This window comes from Actinokineospora fastidiosa (assembly GCF_014648415.1).
Taxonomy (GTDB): Bacteria; Actinomycetota; Actinomycetes; order Mycobacteriales; family Pseudonocardiaceae; genus Actinokineospora; species Actinokineospora fastidiosa.
Map to the genome: position 1 here is coordinate 1,534,010 of NZ_BMRB01000002.1, position 21,148 is coordinate 1,555,157.

Below are 21,148 nucleotides of genomic sequence, written 5' to 3' on the forward strand. Positions count from 1 at the left end.
CGCGCTCGTAGGTTTGACCCCCGTGCTGCGCCTACGCTCGCCGCATGCGGCGGCTGGCGATCTTCTGCCACCGGCGGGCGGGCTGGGTGGTCGCGGTCTGGCTCGCGGTGCTCGCCGGGCTCACCGCCGGCTCCGCGCTGGCCGGTCCGGACCACCAGGACATCCCGACGCTGCCCGCGTCCGACAGCAGCCGCGCGCAGGAACTGCTGGGCGGGCAGGGCGGCGTGGCCGAGCGCGTCGTGTTCTCCGGCGCGCTGGACCGCGCGCGGATCGAGCCGGTGCTCGGCGAGCTCGCCCGGCTGCCCGGCGTCGTCGCGGTCGTCTCGCCGTTCGAGGCTCCGCAGCAGGTCTCCCCGCGCGGCGGCATCGCCTACGCGACGGTGACGTTCGCCGAGCCCGGGTCCGTCGACCTGGAGACGGCCCGCGACCTGGTCGGGATCGCCGAGTCCGCGAGCGGCGGCGGTCTGACGGTCGCGGTGGACGGCCCGGTCGCCGCGCGCACCATCGCCCCGCCGAGCGTGCACGACTCCGGGCTGGGCCTGCTGGCCGCCGCGGTGGTGCTGCTGCTGGCGTTCGGCTCCCTGATGGCGATGCTGCTGCCGCTGGTGACCGCCGCGGTGTCGGTGGGCTCGGCCGCGGGCGTGGTCGGGCTGCTGACGCACCTGGTGCCGGTGCCGACGGTGAGCCTGGAGATCGTGGCGCTGCTGGGGTTGGGCGTCGGGGTCGACTACGCGCTGTTCGTCGTCACCCGGTACCGGCAGGAGCTGCGCTCGGGCGCTAGTCCGGAGGAGGCGCTGGGCACGGCGGCGTCGACGTCCGGGCGCGGGGTGCTGTTCGCGGGCGTGACGGTGTGCGTGTCGCTGATGGGGATGCTCACCGTGGGCATCGACTTCCTCGACGGCATCGCGTTCTCGGCCAGCATCGCCGTGCTCATGACGATGCTGGCTGCGCTGACGCTGCTGCCCGCCCTGCTGCGCCCGTTCGGGCGCAGGCTCGCGCCGAAGGCCCGCCACCGCAGGTACGTCCCGGAGGGCCGGGGCTGGGCGTGGCTGGCCCGCGGCGTGACCCGGCGGCCGGGGCTGAGCACCGCGGCCGCGCTGGTGATCATCGGGGTGCTCGCCCTGCCCGCCGCCGCCCTGCGGCTCGGGGTGCCCGACGCGGGGGTGCACCCGGAGGGCTCGACGACGCGCGTGGCGTACGACCTGCTGGCCGAGGGGTTCGGTCCGGGGTTCGCAGGCCCGCTGGTCGTGGTGGGACGGGTGCAGGACCCGGTGGCGCTGGAGCGCGTGCACGCAGCGGTGTCCACACGCGACGACGTCGAGCTGGTCGCTCCGCCGTCGATCCATAATGGAGTCGGCGCGTTCGTCGTGCAGCCCAAGGGAACCCCGCAGGACCCGGCGACCGCGGAGTTGGTGCGCTCGCTGCGCGAGGACATCATCCCGGCCTCCGGCGGCGAGTTCCACGTCGGCGGGAACACGGCCGTGCAGGCAGATTTCTCCACCGCCATCACCGACCGGCTCCCGCTGTTCCTCGGCACGGTGGTGGCGATCTCCTTCGTGCTGCTGGTGATCGTGTTCCGCAGCCTGCTGATCCCGCTGACGGCCGCGGTGATGAACCTGCTCGCCGCGGCGGCCATGTTCGGCGCGCTGACGGCGGTGTTCCAGCTCGGCTGGTTCGGCTCCGGCCCCACCGGGCCGATCGAGCCCTACATCCCGGTGTTCCTGTTCGCCGGGCTGTTCGGGCTGTCGATGGACTACGAGGTGTTCCTGGTGACGCGCATCCAGGAGGAGTGGCGCAAGGGCCACGACACCGTGACCGCGACCGTGCGCGGGCTGGCCTCGACCGGCCGGACGATCACCGCGGCCGCGCTCATCATGGCGCTGGTGTTCGTGTCGTTCGTGCCGGCAGGCGACCGGGTGGTGCAGGAGACCGGGTTGGGGCTGACCGTGGCCGTGCTGCTCGACGCCGTCGTGATCCGCGCGTTCCTGGTGCCCGCGGTGATGGCGGCGTTCGGCCGGGCGAACTGGTGGCTGCCGGGCTTCGTCGACCGCGCCCTGCCCCGGATCGACGTCGAGGGCCACGCGCCCGACTTCGACTGGTTCCGGCCCGCCCGCGAGCCGGTCGGGTCAGGCGTCTGACCGGGGCAGTTGCTTGTACGCCATGCCGCCGGTCGGGTCGACCATGGTGCGCAGCAGTTCCACCACCGCCTGGCGCTGCACCTCCGTCACCATGTCGAGCAGTTCGTGCACCTCGGCGGTCGAGGCGACCGGTCTGCCCGCGCGGGACGGGTCGTAGGACGTCGGGTCGAGCCCGGCCAGCTGCAGCACCTGGCGCGGGTCGAGGTCGAGCGAGCGGGCGACGAGGGTCAGCGAGACCGGCTTGGGGCGCAGCGGCCGACCGTCCGGGCGCTCGCCGGACTCCAGCTGCTGCCATAACGCGCGCGAGACCCCGGCCCGCTTGGCCGCCTTCGCCTGGGAGAGTCCGGCGGCGTTGCGCGCCCGCCGGAGCGCCGGGCCCAGCGGCCAGTGCGTGTCGTCCTCGCGCCCGTCCATGTCGTTGATGATCTCGCAGCGGGGCGCGGGCGCGAACGGTGAAACGCTTGCGGCCTTAATGTTGCTGTTTGTGGCGAACAAGATAGACCGGGACAAGTTGCCACCGGGTGCCGCTCGCGGTAGGAGTGGCCCTGCACCCACTTGGAGGAACCCCATGCCGCAGTACGCCGTCCTGCTCTACAGCCCGACGCCGGGCGACCCCGCCGACGTGCCGGAGGAGGAGATCGCCGCCCACATGGCCTACGGCGACCGGATCGGCGAGCTGGGCGGGACCATCGTCGCCGCCGCGGCGCTGGACGCGAGCACCGAGGCGGTGTCGGTGAAGGGCACCGTGGTGACCGACGGGCCGTTCGCCGAGACCAAGGAGGTGCTGGCCGGGTTCTTCGTGCTGGAGGCGCGCGACCGCGACCACGCGCTGGAGATCGCCCGGCTGTGCCCGTCGACCTGGCGCGGCGGCGTCGAGGTCCGCCCGATCCTCGGGGAGTGACCCCGGCCGAGCGCGCCCTCGCCGACGCCCACCGCGCGGAGTGGGCGCTGGTGGTCGCCGCGACCGCCCGGCTGACCCGCGACCTCGACCTGGCCGAGGAGTGCGTGCAGGACGCCTACCTGTCCGCGCTGGAGGCATGGGAGCGCGACGGCGTCCCCGCCAAGCCCGGCGCCTGGCTGACGACCACCGCGCGGCGCAAGGCGCTGGACGCGCTGCGGCGGGACCGGACGCTCCGCACGAAGCTGCACCTGCTGTTGGAGCCGGAGGACGACGAGCCGGTCGCTGCCGACGAGATCCCCGACGACCGGCTGCGGCTGGTCTTCACCTGCTGCCACCCGGTGCTGGCCCAGGAGGCCCAGGTCGCGCTGACGCTGCGGCTGGTGTGCGGGGTGGCGACGCCGGACATCGCTAAGGCGCTGCTGGTCAGCGAGCCGACCATGGCGGCGCGGCTGACCCGCGCGAAGAAGCGCGTCGCGGCGGCGGCCGTGCGCTACGAGGTCCCGTCGGCCGCGGCGCTGCCCGACCGGCTGGACTCCGTGCTGACCGTGGTGCACCTGCTCTTCACCACCGGGCACACGGCCCCGTCCGGCGCGGAGCTGGTGCGCGCGGACCTGGTGGAGCGCTCGATCGACCTCGCCCGGATGCTGCGCGCGCTGATGCCCGACGAGCCGGAGGTCGCCGGTCTGCTGGCCCTGCTCCTGGTCACCGACGCCCGCAGGGCGACCCGCGCGTCGGAGTCCGGGCTGACGCTGCTGGCCGACCAGGACCGCGCGCGGTGGGACCGCGCCGCCATCGACGAGGGCGACGAACTGATCGTGTGGGCGCTGCGGCGCGGATCGCCGGGGCGTTTCACGCTGCAGGCCGCCATCGCCGCGCTGCACGCGACCGCGCCGAGCGCGGAGGAGACGGACTGGCCGCAGATCAGGACGCTGTACGACGCGCTGCTGAAGGTGTGGCCGACGCCGGTGGTGGCCCTGAACCGGGCGGTGGCGACGGACCGGGTGGCGGGCCCGGAGGCGGCGCTGGCCGAGGTGGAGCCGTTGTCGGAGCAGTTGTCGGGATACCGCTACCTGCACGCGGTCAAGGCGGACTTGTTGCGCAGGCTGCACCGGGTCGATGAGGCGCGGGCGTCCTACGAGGCCGCGTTGGCGTTGACCGACAACGAGACCGAGCGCGACTTCCTGCGCGCCCGGCTCGGCGAGCTCGGGTGATCAGCGGCGGCGCGCCTCGAACGCGATCCGCCGGGCGGGCCGGGACCGCGACTCCGGCCGCTCCGGCCGCTCCGGGCGCTCCAGGTCAAGGCTCGTCGCGATAGCGGCGCCGATCAGCCGGAAGACGAACCGGAACAGCCTGCGGACCGGCTTGCGCGGCAGCCCCATCAGGCCTCGCGCGCCTCGGCGTCCAACCACCCGTGCGCCCTGGCGATCCCGACGACCGTCTGCCGCACGCGCACCACCTGCTCGGCGGTCAGCGTCGGCACGCCCGACAGCAGCGCCTCGGTGACCTCGTCGCGGAACTCCCGGACAGAGAGCAGGTCGGCGAAGTCCCCGTCGTCGGCGAAGGCCGGATCACTGGTGTACTCCGTGGCCCGACCGGAGACGAGGCTGACGTCGGAGGCCTTGAGCCCGCGCTCCCCCTCCTCGATCACGAACTCCACGACCGCGCCGGGGACGAGCTTGCGCTTGTCGAAGGTGATGTCGTTGACGTGCAGGAACACGTCTTCCCCACCGGTCTCGGGCAGCACGAACCCATACCCGCGGACGTCGTCGAACCGGATGACCTTGCCCCGGACCACAGCCACACCCCACACCCATCAGCCAACTTCCAGCACCCCCATCCTAGCGCTGTCACCTGTGGACGATCACGCCCGGTGGCGGAGCGGATCCCCCGGCGCTTGTGGACGGAGAACGGACTCCGGGCAGGTGGTGGCGTCGGGCGCGACCGGGTGATCCGCGACGGGTTCGCCCGTTCGGCGCAGCGTCGGGGCGTTACGGGCGCGGCGCTGTGGGCAACCGGTCACTACCTCCGTTCCGATCTTGAAAACTGTCGGACCGGCGTGCACTAATGGACTGAGTCGATTCCGAAGGGGGGACGACAGCGTGAGCACCGCCCGCACCGCGCTCGTGACCGGGGGGAATCGGGGGATCGGGTACGAGGTGGCGCGCAGATTGGCCGAGACCGGCCTCAACGTCCTGCTCGGCGCCCGGGACCTGGAGCGGGGGCGGGTCGCGGCGGCGGCGTTGGGGCGGGCGGGGCACCGGGTGCGGGCGGTGGGGGTCGACGTGGCCGACGCGCGGAGCGTGCAGCGGCTGGTGGAGGGGCTCGCGGCCGACGGCACCAGCGTCGACGTGCTGGTCAACAACGCTGGCGTCTACCCGACGCATCCGGTGTTCGCCATCCCGGAGGCGGTGTTCGAGGAGACGCTGCAGGTGACGTTGCTCGGGGCGTACCGGCTGTGCCGGGAGTTGATGCCGGGCATGGTCGACCGCGGCTGGGGCCGGGTGGTCAACGTGTCCTCCGGCGCGGGCGCGGTGACCGACAACGTGCCGTCCCCGCCCGCGTACGGGGTCGCCAAGGCCGCGCTCAACGCGTTGACCATCGCGCTCGCCGCCGCCGTGCCGAGCACCGTCAAGGTCAACGCCGTCTGCCCTGGCTGGGTGCGCACCGACATGGGCGGCCCCGCCGCCCCGCTCTCCCCCGCCCAGGGCGCCGACACCGTCGTCTGGGCGGCCCTCCTGCCGCCCAGCGGACCCTCCGGCGGCTTCTTCCGCGACCGGAAGCGCATCCCGTGGTGACCTACGATCTGAATCGTGGAGACCAGGAACATTGACCGACTGAACCGCACCACGGGCGTCATCGGGCTGGGCTGCTGGCAGCTCGGCGCCGACTGGGGCGAGGTGGACGAGGCCGACGCGATGGCCGTCCTGCACGCCGCCGCGGACGACGGCGTCACCTTCTTCGACACCGCCGACGTCTACGGCGACGGCCGCAGCGAGACGCTCGTCGGCCGCTTCCGCGCGGAACGCGACGGCGTCACCGTCGCCACCAAGATGGGCCGCCGGGTCGAGCAGACGCCGGAGAACTACACCGCGGCCAACTTCACCGCCTGGGTCGACCGCTCCCGCCGCAACCTGGGCATGGACACCCTCGACCTCGTGCAGCTGCACTGCCCGCCGACCCCGGTCTACGCCGACGACGCCGTCTTCGACGCGCTCGACGCGCTCGTGGAGAAGCAGGCGATCGCCGCGTACGGGGTCAGCGTCGAGACCTGCGAGCAGGCGCTGACCGCCATCGCCCGCCCCGGTGTGGCGACCGTGCAGATCATCCTCAACTGCCTGCGCCTCAAGCCGCTGGAGCGGGTGCTGCCCGCGGCGACGGACGCGGGCGTCGGCGTCATCGCCCGGGTGCCGCTGGCGTCGGGCCTGCTGTCCGGCCGCTACACCGCCGACACGACCTTCGCCCAGGACGACCACCGCACCTACAACCGCCACGGCGAGGCGTTCGACGTCGGCGAGACCTTCTCCGGCGTGCCCTACGACGTCGGACTGGAGGCGGTGTCGCGGCTCAGGGCCGCCGTGCCGGACGGCTGGACGATGGCGCAGTTCGCCCTGCGCTGGATCGCCGACCAGCCGGGCGTGAGCGTGGTGATCCCGGGCGCGCGCAACCCCGAGCAGGCGCACGCCAACACCTCGGTCGGCAGCCTGCCCCGGCTGTCCGACGACGCCCACGCCACCGTCCGCGCGGTCTACGACGACCTGGTCCGCCCCCTGGTGCACGACCGCTGGTGACGGACGCGACGGCGGCCCGCCGTCGCGGCTGTGCGACAATTTGGTCAGATGCCCAAATTGACGGAGGTGAGCGCCATGCGCGCCCTGATCTGCGGCGCCGGGATCGCGGGACTGACCCTGGCCTGGTGGCTGCGCCGGGCCGACTGGGAGGTGACGGTCGTCGAGCGCGCCCCGGGCCCGCGCCCCGACGGCTACATGATGGATTTCTTCGGCTCGGGCTACGACATCGCCGAGCGCATGGGCCTGATCGACCGGATCGTGGCGGCCGACGCGGGCATCACCGCCCTGCGCTACACCACTGCGGACGGCGAGCCGCGCGGCGGCGTCAGCTACGCGTCGATGCGCGCCGCGCTCGACGGCCGCCTGGTCAGCCTGATGCGCGGCGACCTCGACCGGGTCCTGCGCGAGGCCGTCCCCGACCTCGACATCCGCTACGGCACGTCGCTGGCCGACGCCGACACCCTCACCGACGGCAGCCCGGTCGATGCGGACCTGGTCGTCGGCGCGGACGGCATCCACTCGCGCGTCCGCGAGCTGACCTTCGGCCCCGAGCGCGCGTTCCTCCGCCCGCTCGGCTACCACACCGCGTCCTACCTGCTCACCGACCCGGACCTGGCCGACGCCGTCGGCGACCGGTTCCGGATCGTCGCCCAGCCCAACCGCCAGGCGGGCCTCTACCCGGCGGGCGGCCACCTGGCGACGATGTTCGTGCACGCCACGGACGCCCCGCTCACCGACAACCCGCGCGCGCTGCTCAAGGCCCGGTTCGCGGGCATGGGCGAGTTGGTCGACCGGGCGCTGGACCACTGCCCCGACGACCCGTACTACGACACCGTCGCCCAGATCGAGCTCCCCAGCTGGCACCGCGGCCGCACGGTCCTCATCGGCGACGCCGCGCACGCGGTCTCGCTGATGGCGGGCCAGGGCGCGTCGCTGGCCATGGCGGCGGCGTGGGTGCTGGCGGGCGAGCTGGCGAAGGCGGACGTGCCGCGCGCGTTGCCCGCTTACGAGGCGCGGATGCGGCCGTTCGCCGAGGCCAAGCAGCGCTCGGGCCGCAGGGCCGCGCGGTGGATGCTGCCGGAGAGCCGCTGGAAGATCAGCCTGCGCAACCGCCTGCTGGGCGTCGCCGACCTTCCCGGCGGGCCGACGGTCGTGCGCAAGGCCATGGCGGGCACGGCGTCAAGCATCGTCGGGTAGCCCGTCCCGGTCGGCCCACTCCAGCAGCGGCTGGAGCGAGAACGCGGTGTCGTCGATGCCCGCGTGCAGGTCGCCCAGCTCCGCGAAGCGGGCGGGCACGGTGGCGATGGTGAACTCGCGCGGGTCCACGTCGGGGATCTCGTCCCAGGTGACGGGCGTCGAGACCGTCGCACCGGGGACCCCGCGCACGGAGTACGCGCTGGCGATCGTGTGGTCGCGCGCGTTCTGGTTGTAGTCGACGAACAGCGCGCGCGGGTCGCGGTCCTTGCGCCACCACGTCGTCGTCACGTCGTCGGGGGCGCGCCGCTCCACCTCGCGGGCGAACGCCAGCGCGGCGCGCCGCACGTCGGAGAAGCCCCATGACGGCGTGATCCGCACGTAGACGTGCAGGCCGCGCCCGCCCGAGGTCTTCGGATACCCGGTGACGCCCAGCTCGTCGAGCACCTCGCGGACCACGCCCGCGACCCTGCGCACCGTCGAGAAGGGACAGTCGGGCATCGGGTCGAGGTCGATGCGCCACTCGTCGGGGCGCTCGGTGTCGGCGCGGCGGGAGTTCCACGGGTGGAACTCCACAGTCGACATCTGGACCGCCCAGATGACGTCCGCCAGCTTCGTCACGCACAGTTCGTCGGCGTGGCGGTTGTAGCGGGGGAAGTGCAGCCGCACGGTCTCCAGCCACGGCGGGGCGCCGTGCGGGACGCGCTTCTGGTGGACCTTCTCCCCGGCGACCCCCTCGGGGAAGCGGTGCAGCATGCACGGGCGCTCGCGCAGCGCCCGCACGATGCCGTCACCGACCCCGAGGTAGTACTCGACCAGGTCGAGCTTGGTCGCCCCGCTCTCGGGGAAGTAGACGCGGTCGGGGTTGGAGACCCGCACGGTGTGCGGGCCCACCTCCACCTCCACAGCCTTGGCCATGGACCCGACAGTAATGCTCAGGCGTTCTTGATCGCCGAGATCTCGAACTCCAGGGTGATCTTCTCGCTGACCAGCACGCCCCCGGTCTCCAGGGCGACGTTCCAGGTCACGCCGTAGTCCTTGCGGTTGATGACGACCGAGCCCTCGAAGCCGATCCGGGCGTTGCCGAAGGGGTCGGTGGCGCTGCCGGTGAACTCCAGCGGGAACGTCACCTGCTGGGTGACGCCCTTGACGGTGAGGTCGCCGGTCACCTCGAAGTCGACGCCGCCGAGGTGCTTGATGGCGGTCGAGGCGAAGGTGATGGTCGGGTACGTGGCGACGTCGAGGAAGTCGTTGTTGCGCAGGTGGTCGTCGCGCTGGCCGTTGCGGGTGTCGATGCTGGCGACCTGGATGGTCAGCGCGACGCTCGACTTCTCCGGCGCGGCGCCGTCGATGGTCGCGGTGCCCTCGAACTCGTTGAACGCGCCGCGGACCTTGGTCACCATCGCGTGCCGGGCGACGAAGCCGACGCGGCTGTGCGCGGTGTCGATCGTGTAGTCGCCGGTCAGAGTGGTGAAGTCGGTGGTTGCGGTGGTCATGGTGTCCTCCGGGTTGGTTGATGACGCAACTGGGATACTGCCCTCAACATAGATGACGCGTCAACTATTCCGGGTAGACTGTTTCCCATGACACGGTGGCTGGACGACGACGAGCAGCGGGCCTGGCGCGGGTACCTGCACATGCAGGCCCGGCTGACCGCCCGGCTCAACCGGCAGTTGCAGGACGACTCGGGCCTGTCGCTGGCCGACTTCGCCGTGCTCGTCGAGCTGAGCGAGGTCGCGGGCGGGCGCACGCGCGTGCTCGCCCTGGCCGAGAAGCTGGAGTGGGAGAAGAGCAGGCTGTCCCACCAGCTCAACCGCATGCGCGCCCGGGGCCTCATCGACCGCCAGGAGTGCCCCAACGACCGCCGCGGCGCCTTCGTGGCGCTGACCCCGCAGGGCCGCACCACCATCGAGGCCGCCGCGCCCCGGCACGTGGAGACCGTCCGCGAGTACCTGTTCGACCGGCTGACCCCCGAGCTGGTCGCCGCGCTGACCGACATCACCGACCGGGTCGCGGCCAGGCTCGCCGAAGATGAGGACTGATACTCAGCAGAGCACGATCGAGAATGCGGCCCCTGTGACCGCACTGCCAGCATCCGGGGGATGACGACCGACATCGCGCTCGTGCCGGAGGCCCTGCTCACCACCACCCGGACCGTGCGCAGGCGGCTGGACCTGGGCCGCGACGTCCCGCTGTCCGAGATCGACACCTGCCTGGCGATGGCCGCGCAGGCGCCCTGCGGCTCCCGGCCTGCGCACTGGCTCGTCATCACCGACCCGGCGATCCGGGCGGCCATCGCGGGCTACTACCGCTCGGCGTTCACCGTCAAGCACCGCGGCTCGCCGCCGTCGCGCAGCCTGGAGAGCGCCGCGTACCTGGCGGAGAACCTGGCCAGGGTGCCGGTCCTGGTCCTGGCCTGTGTGGACACCGGCGGCCCGCTGCCGCCGGGAAACCAGGCGTCGCTGTGGGGCGGGCTGCTGCCGTCGGTGTGGAGCTACATGCTCGCCGCGCGCAGCCGCGGGCTCGGCACCGCGTGGACCACCGCCCACCTCGCCCACGAGCGCGAGATCGCCGACCTGCTCGGCCTGCCCGCCGGCGTCCACCAGGGAGCGCTGATCCCCACCGCCTACTACCTGGGCACGTCGTTCCGCCCAGCCGCGCGGCCCACGCCCGCCGTCCACCGGGATCGCTGGTAAGCGCTTACGAAAAGGTGGCTGGGAGCGCTCCCGATCCGCCCGGATCTCTGTTACCTTCCGGCTGATCCCACTGGGAGCGCTACCAACCAACGGAGGTCCAGGTGCGCAAGGTCCTCGCCTTGGCGGCGGCGGCCGCGACGGCCGTCGGCACGGCCGTGGCGCTCGGCGTCGCCGCCCCGAACCCGCAGGCCGCTGCCGCGACGCCACCCGAATGGCGCAACGTCGAGATCGGCGGCGGCGGCTTCGTCCCCGGCATCGTGTTCAACCAGACCGAACCGGGCCTGGTCTACGCCCGCACGGACATCGGCGGCGCGTACCGGTTCGACACCGCGACCCAGCGGTGGGTGCCGCTGCTGGACCACGTCGGCTGGGCGGACTGGGGCTGGAACGGCGTGGTCAGCCTGGCCACCGACCCGGTCGACCCGGACAACGTCTACGTCGCCGCGGGCATGTACACCAACTCGTGGGACCCGAACAACGGCGCGGTCCTGCGCTCGTCCGACAGGGGCGCGACCTGGGCGGCGTCCCGCCTGCCGTTCAAGCTGGGCGGCAACATGCCCGGTCGCGGGATGGGCGAGCGGCTGGCCGTCGACCCCAACGACAACCGCGTGCTCTACCTCGGCGCGCCGTCGGGCCACGGCCTGTGGCGCAGCACCGACAGCGGCGTGACCTGGGCCGAGGTGACCGCCTTCCCCAACCCCGGCGACTACGTGGCCGATCCGTCGGACCCCAACGGCTACGGCAGCGACATCCAGGGCGTCGTCTGGGTGACGTTCGACCCGTCCTCCGCGACGCCGGGCGGCCGCACCCGCACGATCTACGTGGGCGTGGCCGACAAGGAGAACACCGTCTACCGCAGCACGGACGCGGGGGTGACCTGGGAGCGGATCGCGGGCCAGCCGACCGGCTACATCGCCCACAAGGGCGTGCTCGACCACGAGAACGGCTTCCTCTACCTGGCCACCAGCGACACCGGCGGCCCGTACGACGGCGGCAAGGGCGACGTGTGGAAGCTGGACACCGCGACCGGCGCGTGGACCCGGATCAGCCCGGTGCCCTCGTCCAGTCCGGACGCCTACTTCGGCTACAGCGGCCTGACCATCGACCGGCAGGACCCCGACACGATCATGGTGGCCACCCAGATCTCCTGGTGGCCGGACATCATCATCTTCCGCAGCACGGACGGCGGCGCGACCTGGACCCGCGCGTGGGACTTCACGTCGTACCCGAACCGCGGCTTCCGGTACGAGATGGACATCGCCGAGGTGCCCTGGCTGACCTTCGGCGCCACCCCGGCCCCGCCGGAGACCGCGCCGAAGCTGGGCTGGATGACCGAGGCGCTGGAGATCGACCCGTTCGACTCCGACCGCATGCTCTACGGCACCGGCGCGACGATCTACGGCACGGACAACCTGACCGCGTGGGACACCGGCGGCAAGGCGGTCATCAAGCCCGTCATCAAGGGGCTGGAGGAGACGGCCGTGCTCGACCTGATCAGCCCGCCGTCCGGCGCGCCGCTGGTCAGCGCCCTCGGCGACATCGGCGGCTTCCGGCACGACGACCTGACCGCCATCCCGGACATGATCTTCACCGGGCCCGTCTTCACCTCGACCACCAGCCTGGACTTCGCCGAGAAGTCGCCGAACATCATGGTGCGCGCGGGCAACTTCACCGACGCCGACCGCCCGAACGACAGCCACGTCGCCTTCTCCACCGACGGCGGGAGCAACTGGTTCCAGGGCAGTGAGCCCGGCGGGATCAACAGCGGCGGCACGGTGGCCGCCTCGGCCGACGGCACGGCGTTCGTGTGGTCGCCGGGCGAGGGCCAGGTGGTCCGCTCGACCGGGTTCGGCACGTCGTGGACCGCCGTGCGGGGCCTGCCCGCGCAGTCCGTCGTCGAGTCGGACCGGGTGAACCCGGCGAAGTTCTACGGTTTCCAGGACGGCACCTTCTACACCAGCACCGACGGCGGGGCGACGTTCACCGCGCGGGCGAGCGGCCTGCCCGCGTCGGCGAAGTTCAAGGCCGTCGCGGGCCGCGAGGGCGACATCTGGCTGGCGGGCGACCTCGGCCTGTTCCGCTCGACGGACTCCGGGGCCACGTTCACGAAGATCTCCTCGGTGGCCAGCGCCCGCAACATCGGCTTCGGCAAGGCCGCACCGGGTCACGACTACCCCGCGCTGTTCCTGGTCGGCACGGTCGGCTCGACGCGCGACGCGGTCTTCATGTCCGACGACAGGGGCGCGACCTGGCGGCGGATCAACGACGACCGGCACCAGTACGGCAACATGGGCGAGGCGCTGACCGGTGACCCGCGCGTCTATGGCCGGGTCTACCTGGGCACCAACGGCCGCGGCATCGTCTACACCGACGCTGCGGGCACCACCCCGCCCACGAGCACCACGACGACGACAACCACCACGACCACCACTCCCCCGCCCCCTGGTGAGTGCACTGTCCGGTACACCGTCACCGGAAGCTGGAACGGCGGCTTCCAGGCCTCGGTCCGCGTCACCAACAACACGATGCCCCGCATCGATGGGTGGACGCTGGACTACAGCTTCACCGCGGGACAGCGGGTCTCCCAGCTGTGGAACGGCTCCTACACCCAGACGGGCGCGGATGTCCGGGTGAAGGCCGCGGACTGGAACAGGACCCTCGCGCCGGGGCAGAGCGCCGAGTTCGGGTTCCTCGGCAGCAGGCAGTCCGACAACCCGGCGCCCACCGCGTTCCGCCTGAACGGAACCGTTTGCGCCGTCGGCTGAGACAGCGAGACCCCGCCCACCTGGGTGGGCGGGGTCTGTTGCGTCAGGGGCAGCGGGTGCGGAGGACGCAGAACTCGTTGCCCTCCGGGTCGGCGAGGACCACCCAGCTCTCCGCGCCCTGCCCGACGTCAGCGGGTCGGGCGCCGAGGTCGAGCAGCCTGCGGACCTCGTCGTCCTGGTCCCGGTCGGTGGGGTTGACGTCGATGTGGAGCCGGTTCTTGACCGTCTTGCCCTCCGGCACCCGCGCGAACGTCAGCGTCGGCGGCACCGGTCCCACCCGGTTCTTCCCCTCCGGCACGGCAGACGAGCCGATGGTGACGACATCGTCGTCGGCGTCCTGCACCTCGTAGTCGAGGACCGCGCACCAGAACCGGGCGAGACCGTGGGGATCGGCGCAATCGATCGCGAGCTCGGTGAACTTGCTGGCCATGACGCGGAACGCTACTACCGAACGGGCGTCACTGCGCCCACGGTGCGACCGGGTACCACGGGATGATGTCGCGCCGCGCCAGCAGCCGGATGTCCCAGTACATCACGGTGAACACGCCCGCGATGATGAGCGCGGACACCGTCAGCACGGCCAGTCGCCTGGGGTCGGCGGCCAGCCAGCGCTGCAGTCGGCCGCCGGTGCCGTAGGCGAGGATCAGGAAGATCAGCGCCATGATCACCACGTTGCCCAGCGACTGCAGGACGAACGCCGCCGCGCCGTACAGCGGGTCGTGCGCCTCGGCGGCGTCGCGGAACATCTGGCGGAACAGCGGGTACGGCCGTCCGATGAGGAACCCGCCGACCAGCACGCCCATGAACACCATGGGGGCGTTGGGGAAGCGCGCGGCGATCCGGGCGAACGGGTCGCGCACCTTGCCCGCCGCCGCCAGCCCGATGTAGATCATGATCAGGCCGATGACCCCGAACACGATCATCGACTGGATGCTGCGCGCGGACAGCTCGCCCGGCGCGGGCTGCGCGGTGTCGAACTGCGGCATGCTCGTCCCGATGATCCCGACCAGCGCGCCGTACGGCGCGGAGATCGCGACCATGCCCACCGCGAGCCAGCCGACCGGCCGCAGCGTCGCCCGGAAGCGGGACCACCGGGTGCTGGAGTCGGTCAGCATCGGGGCCACCGCGCCGAACGCGGCGATGTTGCACGCGGTGAAGGTGCCCGCGATGCCGGTGACGAACGCGAAGGCGATGCCCGAGCCGATCCCGGCGATGGGGGTGGCCGCGGCGTCGTGGCCGAGCAGGGTGTTGGCGACGTTCGCCCCGATGGTGTGGTCGACGAACCGCGCTGACCACACCACGGTCAGCAGGAACCCCGCCAGCGCGCTCAACCCGATCACCAGGCCGGGGCGGCGCGGGAAGATCCCGGAGACGAAGGCCGACGTCGCCTTCGGCTCCACGGTGGACTGCTCGGATAACGTGCCCGGTGCTGTCATCCAGTGCTCCTTGTGCCAAGGGAATCCCTGAGCGGAGCGTTCCGGCTGACGATCATCGCGGACAACCGCCATTGTGCTTAATCCCGGAGCAGGAACTCGGTCACCACGGGCGACAGGATCTCGGGCTTCACCATGTGTGTCTGGCCCGGCAGAGTGCGGTGCTCGGCCGTGGGCAGGGTGTCGGCGAGCATGCGCATGGCGTTGCGGAGGTAGTCCGGGCTCTTCCCGCCGTCCATGGCCAGGACGGGCTGCTTGGCGTCGGCCCAGCGGTCCTGCGGCAGCGGCTTGCCGGAGCCGGTCTCGCCGAGGACCCGGTAGTCGTAACGCAGCGTGGGCGCGACCGCCTTGAGCTTCTTCCACATCGGCATGAGCTTCATCACCATGACCGCGAATCCGGGGGTGCCGACCATCCGCATGAACGACGTGACCGCGTCGCCGCGCCGGTCCTGCGCGATCATGGCGTCCATGTCCTCGATCAGGGACGCCGGGCGCGGGGCGTGGGTGTCGTCGACGATGAACGGGCACTCGTAGACGGCCGCCTTGGTGATGCTGTCGAGCCGGTTGGCCGCGTCCAGGGCCAGCACGCCGCCGGAGGACAGGCCGAGGACGGCAGCGGCGCCGCCCGCCGCGTCGATCACGGCGGCGATGTCGTCGATCTCCTTGTCCACGGAGTACGGCGCGGTGTCGCCGCTCTCGCCCCGGCCCCGGCGGTCGTAGGCGTAGACGGTGAAGTCGGACGAGAACGCCTTGACCAGGTCGGGCGACGGGCCGAAGCCCCGGTGGCACAGGGCGCCGTCGACCAGGACGAGCGCGGGGCCGGAACCCGTCGCGGTGTAGGCGATGCGGGTGCCGTCTGCTGAGGTGGCGAAGGGCATGGGTCTGTTCCTCTCAGGCGAAGTGGCGGCCGAGCCAGCCGTCCCAATCCTGCTCGACGGGGGCGAACAGGACGTGGCCGAGCATGAGCTTGTCGTTCATGCCTCGGATGAAGCGGTAGAGCGCGTCGGCGGTGCGGATGCCGATGGTCTGGTCGTTGCGGTGGAAGACGGCGCCGTCGATGACGCCCACGCCGTCGATCTCGGTGTGCGCGGTGTCGCCGTCGATGCCGAGCAGGTCGGGGAGCCGGTCCCAGGCGGCCAGCCCGCCGCCCCAGCGGGTAAGCGGGACGCCCGTGCGCGGGGTGAAGTGCGTGACGTACTCGCGCAGCGTCGCCACGAAGAGGGCGTTGCCCTGCAGCATGGCCTCGTACTCGTCGGCCCAGTCGTCGCCGGGGAGGAAGCCGCTGGTGACGACCCGCACGACGGTGCTGGCCCGGTCGCGGCCCTCGACCAGGTACTCGTAGGCCATGAACCGCCCGTCCGGGGCGTCCGGCACGCGGTGGGCGAAGCGCTTCCCGGGCTCGTACGCGGTGACCCGCGATTCCGGCCGGTAGTCGCCCATCTCCATGCGGACGGCGTCGCCGTCGATCTCCGTGCGGCCCAGGAACCAGGACTGCACGCCGGGTCCGGTGGTGATGGCGGCCCAGACGTCCTCGACGGACGCCGGCGTCTCGATCTCGGCGACGTCCTCGAAGCGGTGTCCCATGTCAGTCCGCCTTCGGGTGCACGGCGACGACGACGCGGTGGTCGCGGCCGTCCTCGGAGTGGTACTTGGCCAGCAGCGCGGTGACGGTGTCGCCCAGCTCGGCGGCGAAGGCCGCGCGGTCCTGCGGGGTGGCGAAGCGGACCTGGCCGTCGAGCGCGTAGGTCGCCACCTTCTTGTTCGCCTTGGCGGAGTTGGTGATGAGCGCGCCGACATCCCGCACGAGCCGGGCGGCGAGGGCGAGCAGCCAGCGCGCGGAGAGCCGGTCGCCGGAGCGGTCGGGGTCCGGCGCGAGCTCGGGGGCGACGTCCGGGGAGATGACGTAGGAGGTGGCGGTCGCCCGCAGCACCCGCTCGGTCATGTTGCCCCTGCGGCGCTCCTCGACCAGCTCCACCAGGCCGTGCTTCTCCAGCGTGCGCAGATGGTAGTTGATCTTCTGCCGGGGGATGCCGAGCTGCCCGGCGAGGGTGCTCGCCGACCCGGGCTCGGCCAGCCGCGCGAGCAGCCTGGCCCGGGTCGGGTCCAGCCACGCCTCGGCGGCGGCCCGGTCGTCGATGACGGTCACGTCGTCCATGGGGAGAACGGTAGTGGCCGACAACTACAGTTGTCAAGACAAATCGATTTGTCGGTCTCAGGGCAGGTAGGCGAGCTGGAACGCCGAGCCCTGGCGGGTCACGACGGTCGACCGGACCGCGGCGGCGAGCATCAGCAGGACGCCGAGGTTCTCCCCCAGTTCCTCCGCGTGGTAGGTCAGCACGTAGAGCGGGCCGCTCTCGTCCAGCGCGATCAGCACGCCCTGCAGCGTCTCGATGCCCAGCGCCGAGCCCAGCAGCAGCGCGCAGCCGCCGACCATGCACCAGCGGGCGACCCCCTGCAGCCGCACGGCGAGCAACAGCAGCCCGCCCGCCACGACCGCCCCGAGGACGAGACCGGGCAGCACCCAGTAGTGCGGGAACCGCTCGAACGTCGTGATCTGGTTGCCGATCCGGTCCAGCCGCTCGTGCAGCTGCGTGTGGTCGTCCAGCGCCAGCGCCCCGAGCACGGCGGCGCTGACGAACCACGCCCACGCCCCCCGCACACCGCTCGCGCGGGCCAGCGCGCCGACGACGGCGTGCACGAGCGCGCCGGTCGTCAGCAGCGCCACGCTCCACCAGGTCGGGAGGTTCCCCTCCATGAACACGTCGAGGTAGTTCTGGATCTCCCCTCGGTCGCGGGTCAGCGGATGGTCGATCAGCGCGGGCACGCCCATGCTGAGCAGGCTCAACGCGACGGTGACGCCGAGGACCCACCACCCCACACGGCCGAACCGCACCTCCACACCCGCCACGACCCGTTCATCGACCTGTTCGACGTGCGCGACCACCCGGCAACCTCCAGTTCAGGGAAGGCGTCACACGATATGCCCCTTTTATGAAGACCCGATCGGGCGATCCACCCCGGCTCCGGAACCGGTTCCGGAAAGGTCTTGTCGAACCAGGTCCAGACCATGCATATTTGTTGTCACCCTGGACAAATCACTCGCCGAGGTGACGACGATGTCCCACGCGAAACCCCGACTGCTCGCCGCGCTCGCCGCGGCCTTCGCCGCGTCCGCGCTGGTCGCAGCCCCCGCCTCCACCGCGGAGCCCGTCCGGCCGATGGCCGTGGTGTGGGCCGACGAGTTCACCGGACCGGCGGGCGCGCCCGTCGACCCGGCCAAGTGGCGCCACGAGGTCGGCGACAACGTCAACAACCACGAACGCCAGTTCTACACGGGCAGCACCCGCAACGCCGCGCTCGACGGCGCGGGCAACCTGGTCATCACCGCGCGTCGGGAGAACCCGGCCAACTACCAGTGCTGGTACGGCACATGCCAGTACACCTCCGCGCGGCTGAACACCGCGGCGACCTTCACCCAGACCTACGGCCGGTTCGAGGCGCGCATCAAGGTCCCGCGCGGGCAGGGCATGTGGCCCGCGTTCTGGATGCTGGGCAACGACATCGGCTCGGTCGGCTGGCCCGCCAGCGGCGAGATCGACATCATGGAGAACGTCGGGTTCGAGCCGTCGACCGTGCACGGCACGATCCACGGCCCCGGCTACTCCGGAGCCGAGGGCGTCGGCGCCGGGTACACCCTGCCGAACGGGCAGCGCTTCGCCGACGGCTTCCACGTCTTCGCCGTGGACTGGGCGCCGGGCCGCATCACCTGGTCGGTGGACGGCGTCGTCTACAGCACCAAGACGCCCAGCGACCTCGGCGGCGACCGGTGGGTGTTCGACCACCCGTTCTTCCTGATCCTCAACCTCGCCGTCGGCGGCTACTGGCCGGGCGACCCCGACGCCACCACGGTGTTCCCGCAGACGATGGTGATCGACTACGTGCGCGTCAGCTCGGGCGACCGCGCGGGCCCGATCACCGGCCTGGCGGGCAAGTGCGTCGACGTCGCGGGCGCCAACACCGCCAACGGCACGCCCGTGCAGCTGTACGACTGCAACGGGACCGGGGCGCAACAGTGGACGATCGCGGGCGACGGCAGCATCCGCGCGCTCGGCAAGTGCCTCGACGTCACCGCGGGCGCCACGAACGACGGGGCCAAGGTCCAGCTCTGGGACTGCAACGGCACCGGGGCGCAGCGCTGGGCCATCAGCGGGGCGCGCGACATCGTCAACATCGCCGCGGACAAGTGCCTCGACGTCACTGGCCACAACAGCGCGAACGGGACGAGACTGCAGATCTGGACCTGCACCGGGGCGGCCAACCAGAAATGGACGACGCCGTGAATGTGTAGCCGCCTGGCGTGCGGGGTAGTCATCGATCGAGGACAACGGAAGGAGTTCACGGTCGATGAGCACGATCACTGAATCGGTGGACGTCCACGTTGACGTGCGAACCGCGTACAACCAGTGGACCCAGTTCGAAACATTCCCTCGGTTCATGGAGGGGGTTGACGAGATCAGGCAGCTCGACGACCGCACCACCCATTGGAAGACGACCATCGGCGGGGTGACCCGCGAGTTCGACGCGGTCATCGCCGAGCAGCGCCCGGACGAGCGGGTCGCGTGGAAGTCCGTCGACGGACCCACGCACGCGGGCGTGGTCACCTTCCACCGCATCGACGCCGACACCACCCGGGTCACGGCCCAGATGGACATCGACCCCGAGGGGTTCGTCGAGAACGTCGCTGACAAGCTGGGTGTGCTGGACCGCAGGGTGAAGTCCGACCTGAAGCGGTTCAAGCAGTTCATCGAGCAGGACCGCGCGGGCATGGAGACCGGCGCGTGGCGCGGTGAGGTCGATCCGCCGCCGCAGGCGCCCACCACCAACCCGCTGTAACCACGAGCCGCGTAGCCCCCGGTCCCCCCGCCGGGGGCTACGTTTGTGCCCGGCGGGCGCCGGGAACCTCCACGCCATGGCTCACTTCGGATACACGCTGATGACCGAGCAGGCCGGGCCCGCGCAGCTGGTGGCCTACGCCGCCGCTGCCGAGCGCGCCGGGTTCGACTTCGAGGTCTCCAGCGACCACTACTTCCCCTGGCTCGACGCCCAGGGCCACGCCCCGAACGCGTGGAGCGTGCTGGGCGCCGTCACCCAGGTCACCGAGCGGGTCGAGCTGATGACGTACGTGACGTGCCCGATCATCCGCTACCACCCGGCGATCGTGGCCCAGCAGGCGGCGACGACCCAGATCCTGGCCAGCGGCCGCTTCGTCCTGGGCCTGGGCGCGGGCGAGAACCTCAACGAGCACGTGGTCGGCCGCGGCTGGCCCACCGTCGACGTCCGCCACGACATGCTGGCCGAGGCCGTCGACATCATCTCGGCCCTGTTCGACGGCGGCTACGTCACCCGGGGCGGCAACCACTTCCGGGTGGATTCGGCGAAACTGTGGGACCTGCCCGACACCCGCGTGCCCATCGCCGTCGCCGTCTCCGGCAAGCAGTCGGTCAACCGCTTCGCCCCACTGGCCGACCACATGATCGCCGTCGAGCCCAACGAGCAACTCGTCACCGGCTGGGACGCCGCGGCCCGCGGCCGCAGCCGCAAGATCGGCCAGCTCCCCATCTGCTGGGACCGCGACCGCGAGGCCGCCATCACCAGGGCCCACGACCAGTTCCGCTGGTTCGGCGGCGGCTGGAAGGTCAACGCCGAACTCCCCGGCACAGCGGCCTTCGCCGCGGCCACCCAATTCGTCCGCCCGGAGGACGTCGCCGCGAGCATCCCTTGTGGACCCGACATCGACCCCATCCTCAAGGCAGTCTCCGCCTACACCGAGGCGGGCTTCACCGACATCGCCCTGGTCCAAATAGGCGGCGACCACCAACGCGACTTCTTCGACTTCGCCGAGAAGGAACTCCTCCCCGCCCTCCGCACCCTCTAACCACTTGCCACATTCGGCCTCAGCTATTGCACGCCCTTACACCTACTCACCGCACTTGCGACTGACCACACACGCTCCACCCCTGCGGCACGCGCGCCTACCGCACGCCCGCTACTGCGGGCCGCCACTGCACGCGCGCCCACTGCACACCTGCCTGCTTCACACCCAACTACAGCCCATCCGATTCACACCCAGCTACAGCCCATCTGCCTCACCCACTGCGCCCAACTGCTCCATACCCACCTGCTGCACACCCACACCACTGACGCGCAACCACACCTGCTTCCCCCCGACCACA

Annotated in this window: 23 protein-coding genes; 12 read left to right on the plus strand and 11 right to left on the minus strand. The window is 71.7% G+C overall.

The genetic code is table 11. The annotated features are described in order from the left end of the window. The first annotated feature begins 44 nt into the window (after positions 1-44). Positions 45-2,138 carry an MMPL family transporter gene (locus tag IEY98_RS16930; protein WP_189211366.1) on the plus strand — a complete coding sequence of 698 codons (2,094 nt, stop codon included), beginning with the start codon at positions 45-47 and terminating at the stop codon, positions 2,136-2,138. On the opposite strand, the gene IEY98_RS16935 is transcribed toward IEY98_RS16930, so the two are convergent. Beyond that, a complete protein-coding gene (locus IEY98_RS16935; protein WP_189211367.1) occupies positions 2,127-2,552 on the minus strand; it encodes a helix-turn-helix domain-containing protein in 426 nt (141 codons plus the stop codon). The genes IEY98_RS16930 and IEY98_RS16935 overlap by 12 nt on opposite strands. A gap of 154 nt (positions 2,553-2,706) precedes the next feature. Here IEY98_RS16935 and IEY98_RS16940 point away from each other — a divergent pair, with 154 nt between their 5' ends. Both IEY98_RS16940 and IEY98_RS16945 read left to right on the plus strand, forming a co-directional pair. After that, on the plus strand, positions 2,707-3,039 hold the full coding sequence (locus tag IEY98_RS16940; protein ID WP_189211368.1) for a YciI family protein: 333 nt from the start codon (positions 2,707-2,709) through the stop codon (positions 3,037-3,039). Further along, positions 3,036-4,250: an RNA polymerase sigma factor gene (locus tag IEY98_RS16945; protein WP_229786980.1), complete on the plus strand. Its 1,215-nt coding sequence runs from the start codon at positions 3,036-3,038 to the stop codon at positions 4,248-4,250. The genes IEY98_RS16940 and IEY98_RS16945 overlap by 4 nt, the downstream gene beginning before the upstream one ends. Here the strand turns inward: IEY98_RS16945 and IEY98_RS16950 are convergent, their stop codons facing one another. Then, positions 4,251-4,418 (minus strand): hypothetical protein, encoded by a 168-nt coding sequence (locus IEY98_RS16950; RefSeq protein ID WP_189211369.1) that lies wholly within the window; start codon positions 4,416-4,418, stop codon positions 4,251-4,253. It lies immediately after the preceding gene. Further along, positions 4,418-4,840: a cold shock domain-containing protein gene (locus IEY98_RS16955; RefSeq protein ID WP_308425893.1), complete on the minus strand. Its 423-nt coding sequence runs from the start codon at positions 4,838-4,840 to the stop codon at positions 4,418-4,420. Before IEY98_RS16955 ends, IEY98_RS16950 begins: the two co-directional genes overlap by 1 nt. A 298-nt stretch (positions 4,841-5,138) precedes the next feature. On the opposite strand from IEY98_RS16955, the gene IEY98_RS16960 reads away from it, so the two are divergent. From IEY98_RS16960 to IEY98_RS16970, 3 genes are read left to right on the plus strand one after another with little or no spacing between them, the layout of a single operon-like run. Then, positions 5,139-5,834 (plus strand): SDR family NAD(P)-dependent oxidoreductase, encoded by a 696-nt coding sequence (locus IEY98_RS16960; protein ID WP_189211370.1) that lies wholly within the window; start codon positions 5,139-5,141, stop codon positions 5,832-5,834. Positions 5,835-5,849: 15 nt separating this feature from the next. Then, positions 5,850-6,827 carry an aldo/keto reductase gene (locus IEY98_RS16965; RefSeq protein WP_189211371.1) on the plus strand — a complete coding sequence of 326 codons (978 nt, stop codon included), beginning with the start codon at positions 5,850-5,852 and terminating at the stop codon, positions 6,825-6,827. A gap of 48 nt (positions 6,828-6,875) precedes the next feature. Then, positions 6,876-8,024, plus strand: a complete 1,149-nt coding sequence (locus tag IEY98_RS16970; RefSeq protein WP_189211372.1) for an FAD-dependent oxidoreductase — start codon at positions 6,876-6,878, stop codon at positions 8,022-8,024. Here the strand turns inward: IEY98_RS16970 and ligD are convergent. Together ligD and IEY98_RS16980 are read right to left on the minus strand one after the other, a co-directional pair. Further along, entirely contained in the window at positions 8,007-8,939 is a 933-nt protein-coding gene (gene ligD / locus IEY98_RS16975) for a non-homologous end-joining DNA ligase (protein WP_189211373.1), read from the minus strand. The genes IEY98_RS16970 and ligD overlap by 18 nt on opposite strands. 17 nt (positions 8,940-8,956) lie before the next feature. Next, complete coding sequence (locus tag IEY98_RS16980; RefSeq protein ID WP_189211374.1) at positions 8,957-9,517, minus strand: YceI family protein; 561 nt, start codon at positions 9,515-9,517, stop codon at positions 8,957-8,959. 87 nt (positions 9,518-9,604) lie between these two features. On the opposite strand from IEY98_RS16980, the gene IEY98_RS16985 reads away from it, so the two are divergent. The 3 genes from IEY98_RS16985 to IEY98_RS16995 all read left to right on the plus strand — a co-directional run bounded on the left by IEY98_RS16985 (position 9,605) and on the right by IEY98_RS16995 (position 13,482). Next, positions 9,605-10,063 (plus strand): MarR family winged helix-turn-helix transcriptional regulator, encoded by a 459-nt coding sequence (locus tag IEY98_RS16985; RefSeq protein WP_189211375.1) that lies wholly within the window; start codon positions 9,605-9,607, stop codon positions 10,061-10,063. Positions 10,064-10,123: 60 nt separating this feature from the next. After that, positions 10,124-10,717, plus strand: coding sequence for a nitroreductase family protein (locus IEY98_RS16990; protein ID WP_189211376.1), 594 nt, complete (start codon positions 10,124-10,126; stop codon positions 10,715-10,717). Between the two features lie 101 nt (positions 10,718-10,818). Further along, a complete protein-coding gene (locus IEY98_RS16995) occupies positions 10,819-13,482 on the plus strand; it encodes a cellulose binding domain-containing protein (RefSeq protein WP_189211377.1) in 2,664 nt (887 codons plus the stop codon). Positions 13,483-13,525: 43 nt separating this feature from the next. On the opposite strand, the gene IEY98_RS17000 is transcribed toward IEY98_RS16995, so the two are convergent. The 6 genes from IEY98_RS17000 to IEY98_RS17025 form a co-directional block, all read right to left on the minus strand. Next, complete coding sequence (locus tag IEY98_RS17000; protein ID WP_189211378.1) at positions 13,526-13,912, minus strand: VOC family protein; 387 nt, start codon at positions 13,910-13,912, stop codon at positions 13,526-13,528. A gap of 28 nt (positions 13,913-13,940) precedes the next feature. Then, positions 13,941-14,918 (minus strand): hypothetical protein, encoded by a 978-nt coding sequence (locus IEY98_RS17005; RefSeq protein ID WP_189211379.1) that lies wholly within the window; start codon positions 14,916-14,918, stop codon positions 13,941-13,943. A 77-nt stretch (positions 14,919-14,995) separates the two neighbouring features. Further along, on the minus strand, positions 14,996-15,793 hold the full coding sequence (locus tag IEY98_RS17010; RefSeq protein WP_189211380.1) for an alpha/beta fold hydrolase: 798 nt from the start codon (positions 15,791-15,793) through the stop codon (positions 14,996-14,998). A gap of 13 nt (positions 15,794-15,806) precedes the next feature. Beyond that, entirely contained in the window at positions 15,807-16,499 is a 693-nt protein-coding gene (locus tag IEY98_RS17015) for an SRPBCC family protein (RefSeq protein WP_189211381.1), read from the minus strand. 1 nt (position 16,500) lies between these two features. After that, a complete protein-coding gene (locus tag IEY98_RS17020; RefSeq protein WP_189211382.1) occupies positions 16,501-17,070 on the minus strand; it encodes an ArsR/SmtB family transcription factor in 570 nt (189 codons plus the stop codon). 57 nt (positions 17,071-17,127) lie between these two features. Next, entirely contained in the window at positions 17,128-17,859 is a 732-nt protein-coding gene (locus tag IEY98_RS17025; RefSeq protein ID WP_189211383.1) for a DUF8692 domain-containing protein, read from the minus strand. A 172-nt stretch (positions 17,860-18,031) separates the two neighbouring features. Between IEY98_RS17025 and IEY98_RS17030 the strand changes: the two genes are divergently transcribed. From IEY98_RS17030 to IEY98_RS17040, 3 genes are all read left to right on the plus strand, one after another. Further along, on the plus strand, positions 18,032-19,255 hold the full coding sequence (locus IEY98_RS17030; protein ID WP_189211384.1) for a glycoside hydrolase family 16 protein: 1,224 nt from the start codon (positions 18,032-18,034) through the stop codon (positions 19,253-19,255). Positions 19,256-19,319: 64 nt separating this feature from the next. Further along, positions 19,320-19,808, plus strand: coding sequence for an SRPBCC family protein (locus IEY98_RS17035; protein WP_189211385.1), 489 nt, complete (start codon positions 19,320-19,322; stop codon positions 19,806-19,808). A gap of 76 nt (positions 19,809-19,884) precedes the next feature. Beyond that, positions 19,885-20,850, plus strand: a complete 966-nt coding sequence (locus IEY98_RS17040; RefSeq protein WP_189211386.1) for a TIGR03557 family F420-dependent LLM class oxidoreductase — start codon at positions 19,885-19,887, stop codon at positions 20,848-20,850. Positions 20,851-21,148 lie beyond the last annotated feature (298 nt).

Coding starts and splice junctions, on each gene's coding strand:
- IEY98_RS17020 (WP_189211382.1), bottom strand. CDS start 17,070: ATGGACGACGTGACCGTCATCGACGACCGGGCCGCCGCCGAGGCGTGG.
- IEY98_RS16990 (WP_189211376.1), top strand. CDS start 10,124: ATGACGACCGACATCGCGCTCGTGCCGGAGGCCCTGCTCACCACCACC.
- IEY98_RS16940 (WP_189211368.1), top strand. CDS start 2,707: ATGCCGCAGTACGCCGTCCTGCTCTACAGCCCGACGCCGGGCGACCCC.
- IEY98_RS17030 (WP_189211384.1), top strand. CDS start 18,032: ATGTCCCACGCGAAACCCCGACTGCTCGCCGCGCTCGCCGCGGCCTTC.
- IEY98_RS16985 (WP_189211375.1), top strand. CDS start 9,605: ATGACACGGTGGCTGGACGACGACGAGCAGCGGGCCTGGCGCGGGTAC.
- IEY98_RS17015 (WP_189211381.1), bottom strand. CDS start 16,499: ATGGGACACCGCTTCGAGGACGTCGCCGAGATCGAGACGCCGGCGTCC.
- IEY98_RS17005 (WP_189211379.1), bottom strand. CDS start 14,918: ATGACAGCACCGGGCACGTTATCCGAGCAGTCCACCGTGGAGCCGAAG.
- IEY98_RS16930 (WP_189211366.1), top strand. CDS start 45: ATGCGGCGGCTGGCGATCTTCTGCCACCGGCGGGCGGGCTGGGTGGTC.
- ligD (WP_189211373.1), bottom strand. CDS start 8,939: ATGGCCAAGGCTGTGGAGGTGGAGGTGGGCCCGCACACCGTGCGGGTC.
- IEY98_RS16935 (WP_189211367.1), bottom strand. CDS start 2,552: ATGGACGGGCGCGAGGACGACACGCACTGGCCGCTGGGCCCGGCGCTC.
- IEY98_RS17010 (WP_189211380.1), bottom strand. CDS start 15,793: ATGCCCTTCGCCACCTCAGCAGACGGCACCCGCATCGCCTACACCGCG.
- IEY98_RS16980 (WP_189211374.1), bottom strand. CDS start 9,517: ATGACCACCGCAACCACCGACTTCACCACTCTGACCGGCGACTACACG.
- IEY98_RS17000 (WP_189211378.1), bottom strand. CDS start 13,912: ATGGCCAGCAAGTTCACCGAGCTCGCGATCGATTGCGCCGATCCCCAC.
- IEY98_RS17035 (WP_189211385.1), top strand. CDS start 19,320: ATGAGCACGATCACTGAATCGGTGGACGTCCACGTTGACGTGCGAACC.
- IEY98_RS17040 (WP_189211386.1), top strand. CDS start 19,885: ATGGCTCACTTCGGATACACGCTGATGACCGAGCAGGCCGGGCCCGCG.
- IEY98_RS16970 (WP_189211372.1), top strand. CDS start 6,876: ATGCCCAAATTGACGGAGGTGAGCGCCATGCGCGCCCTGATCTGCGGC.
- IEY98_RS16950 (WP_189211369.1), bottom strand. CDS start 4,418: ATGGGGCTGCCGCGCAAGCCGGTCCGCAGGCTGTTCCGGTTCGTCTTC.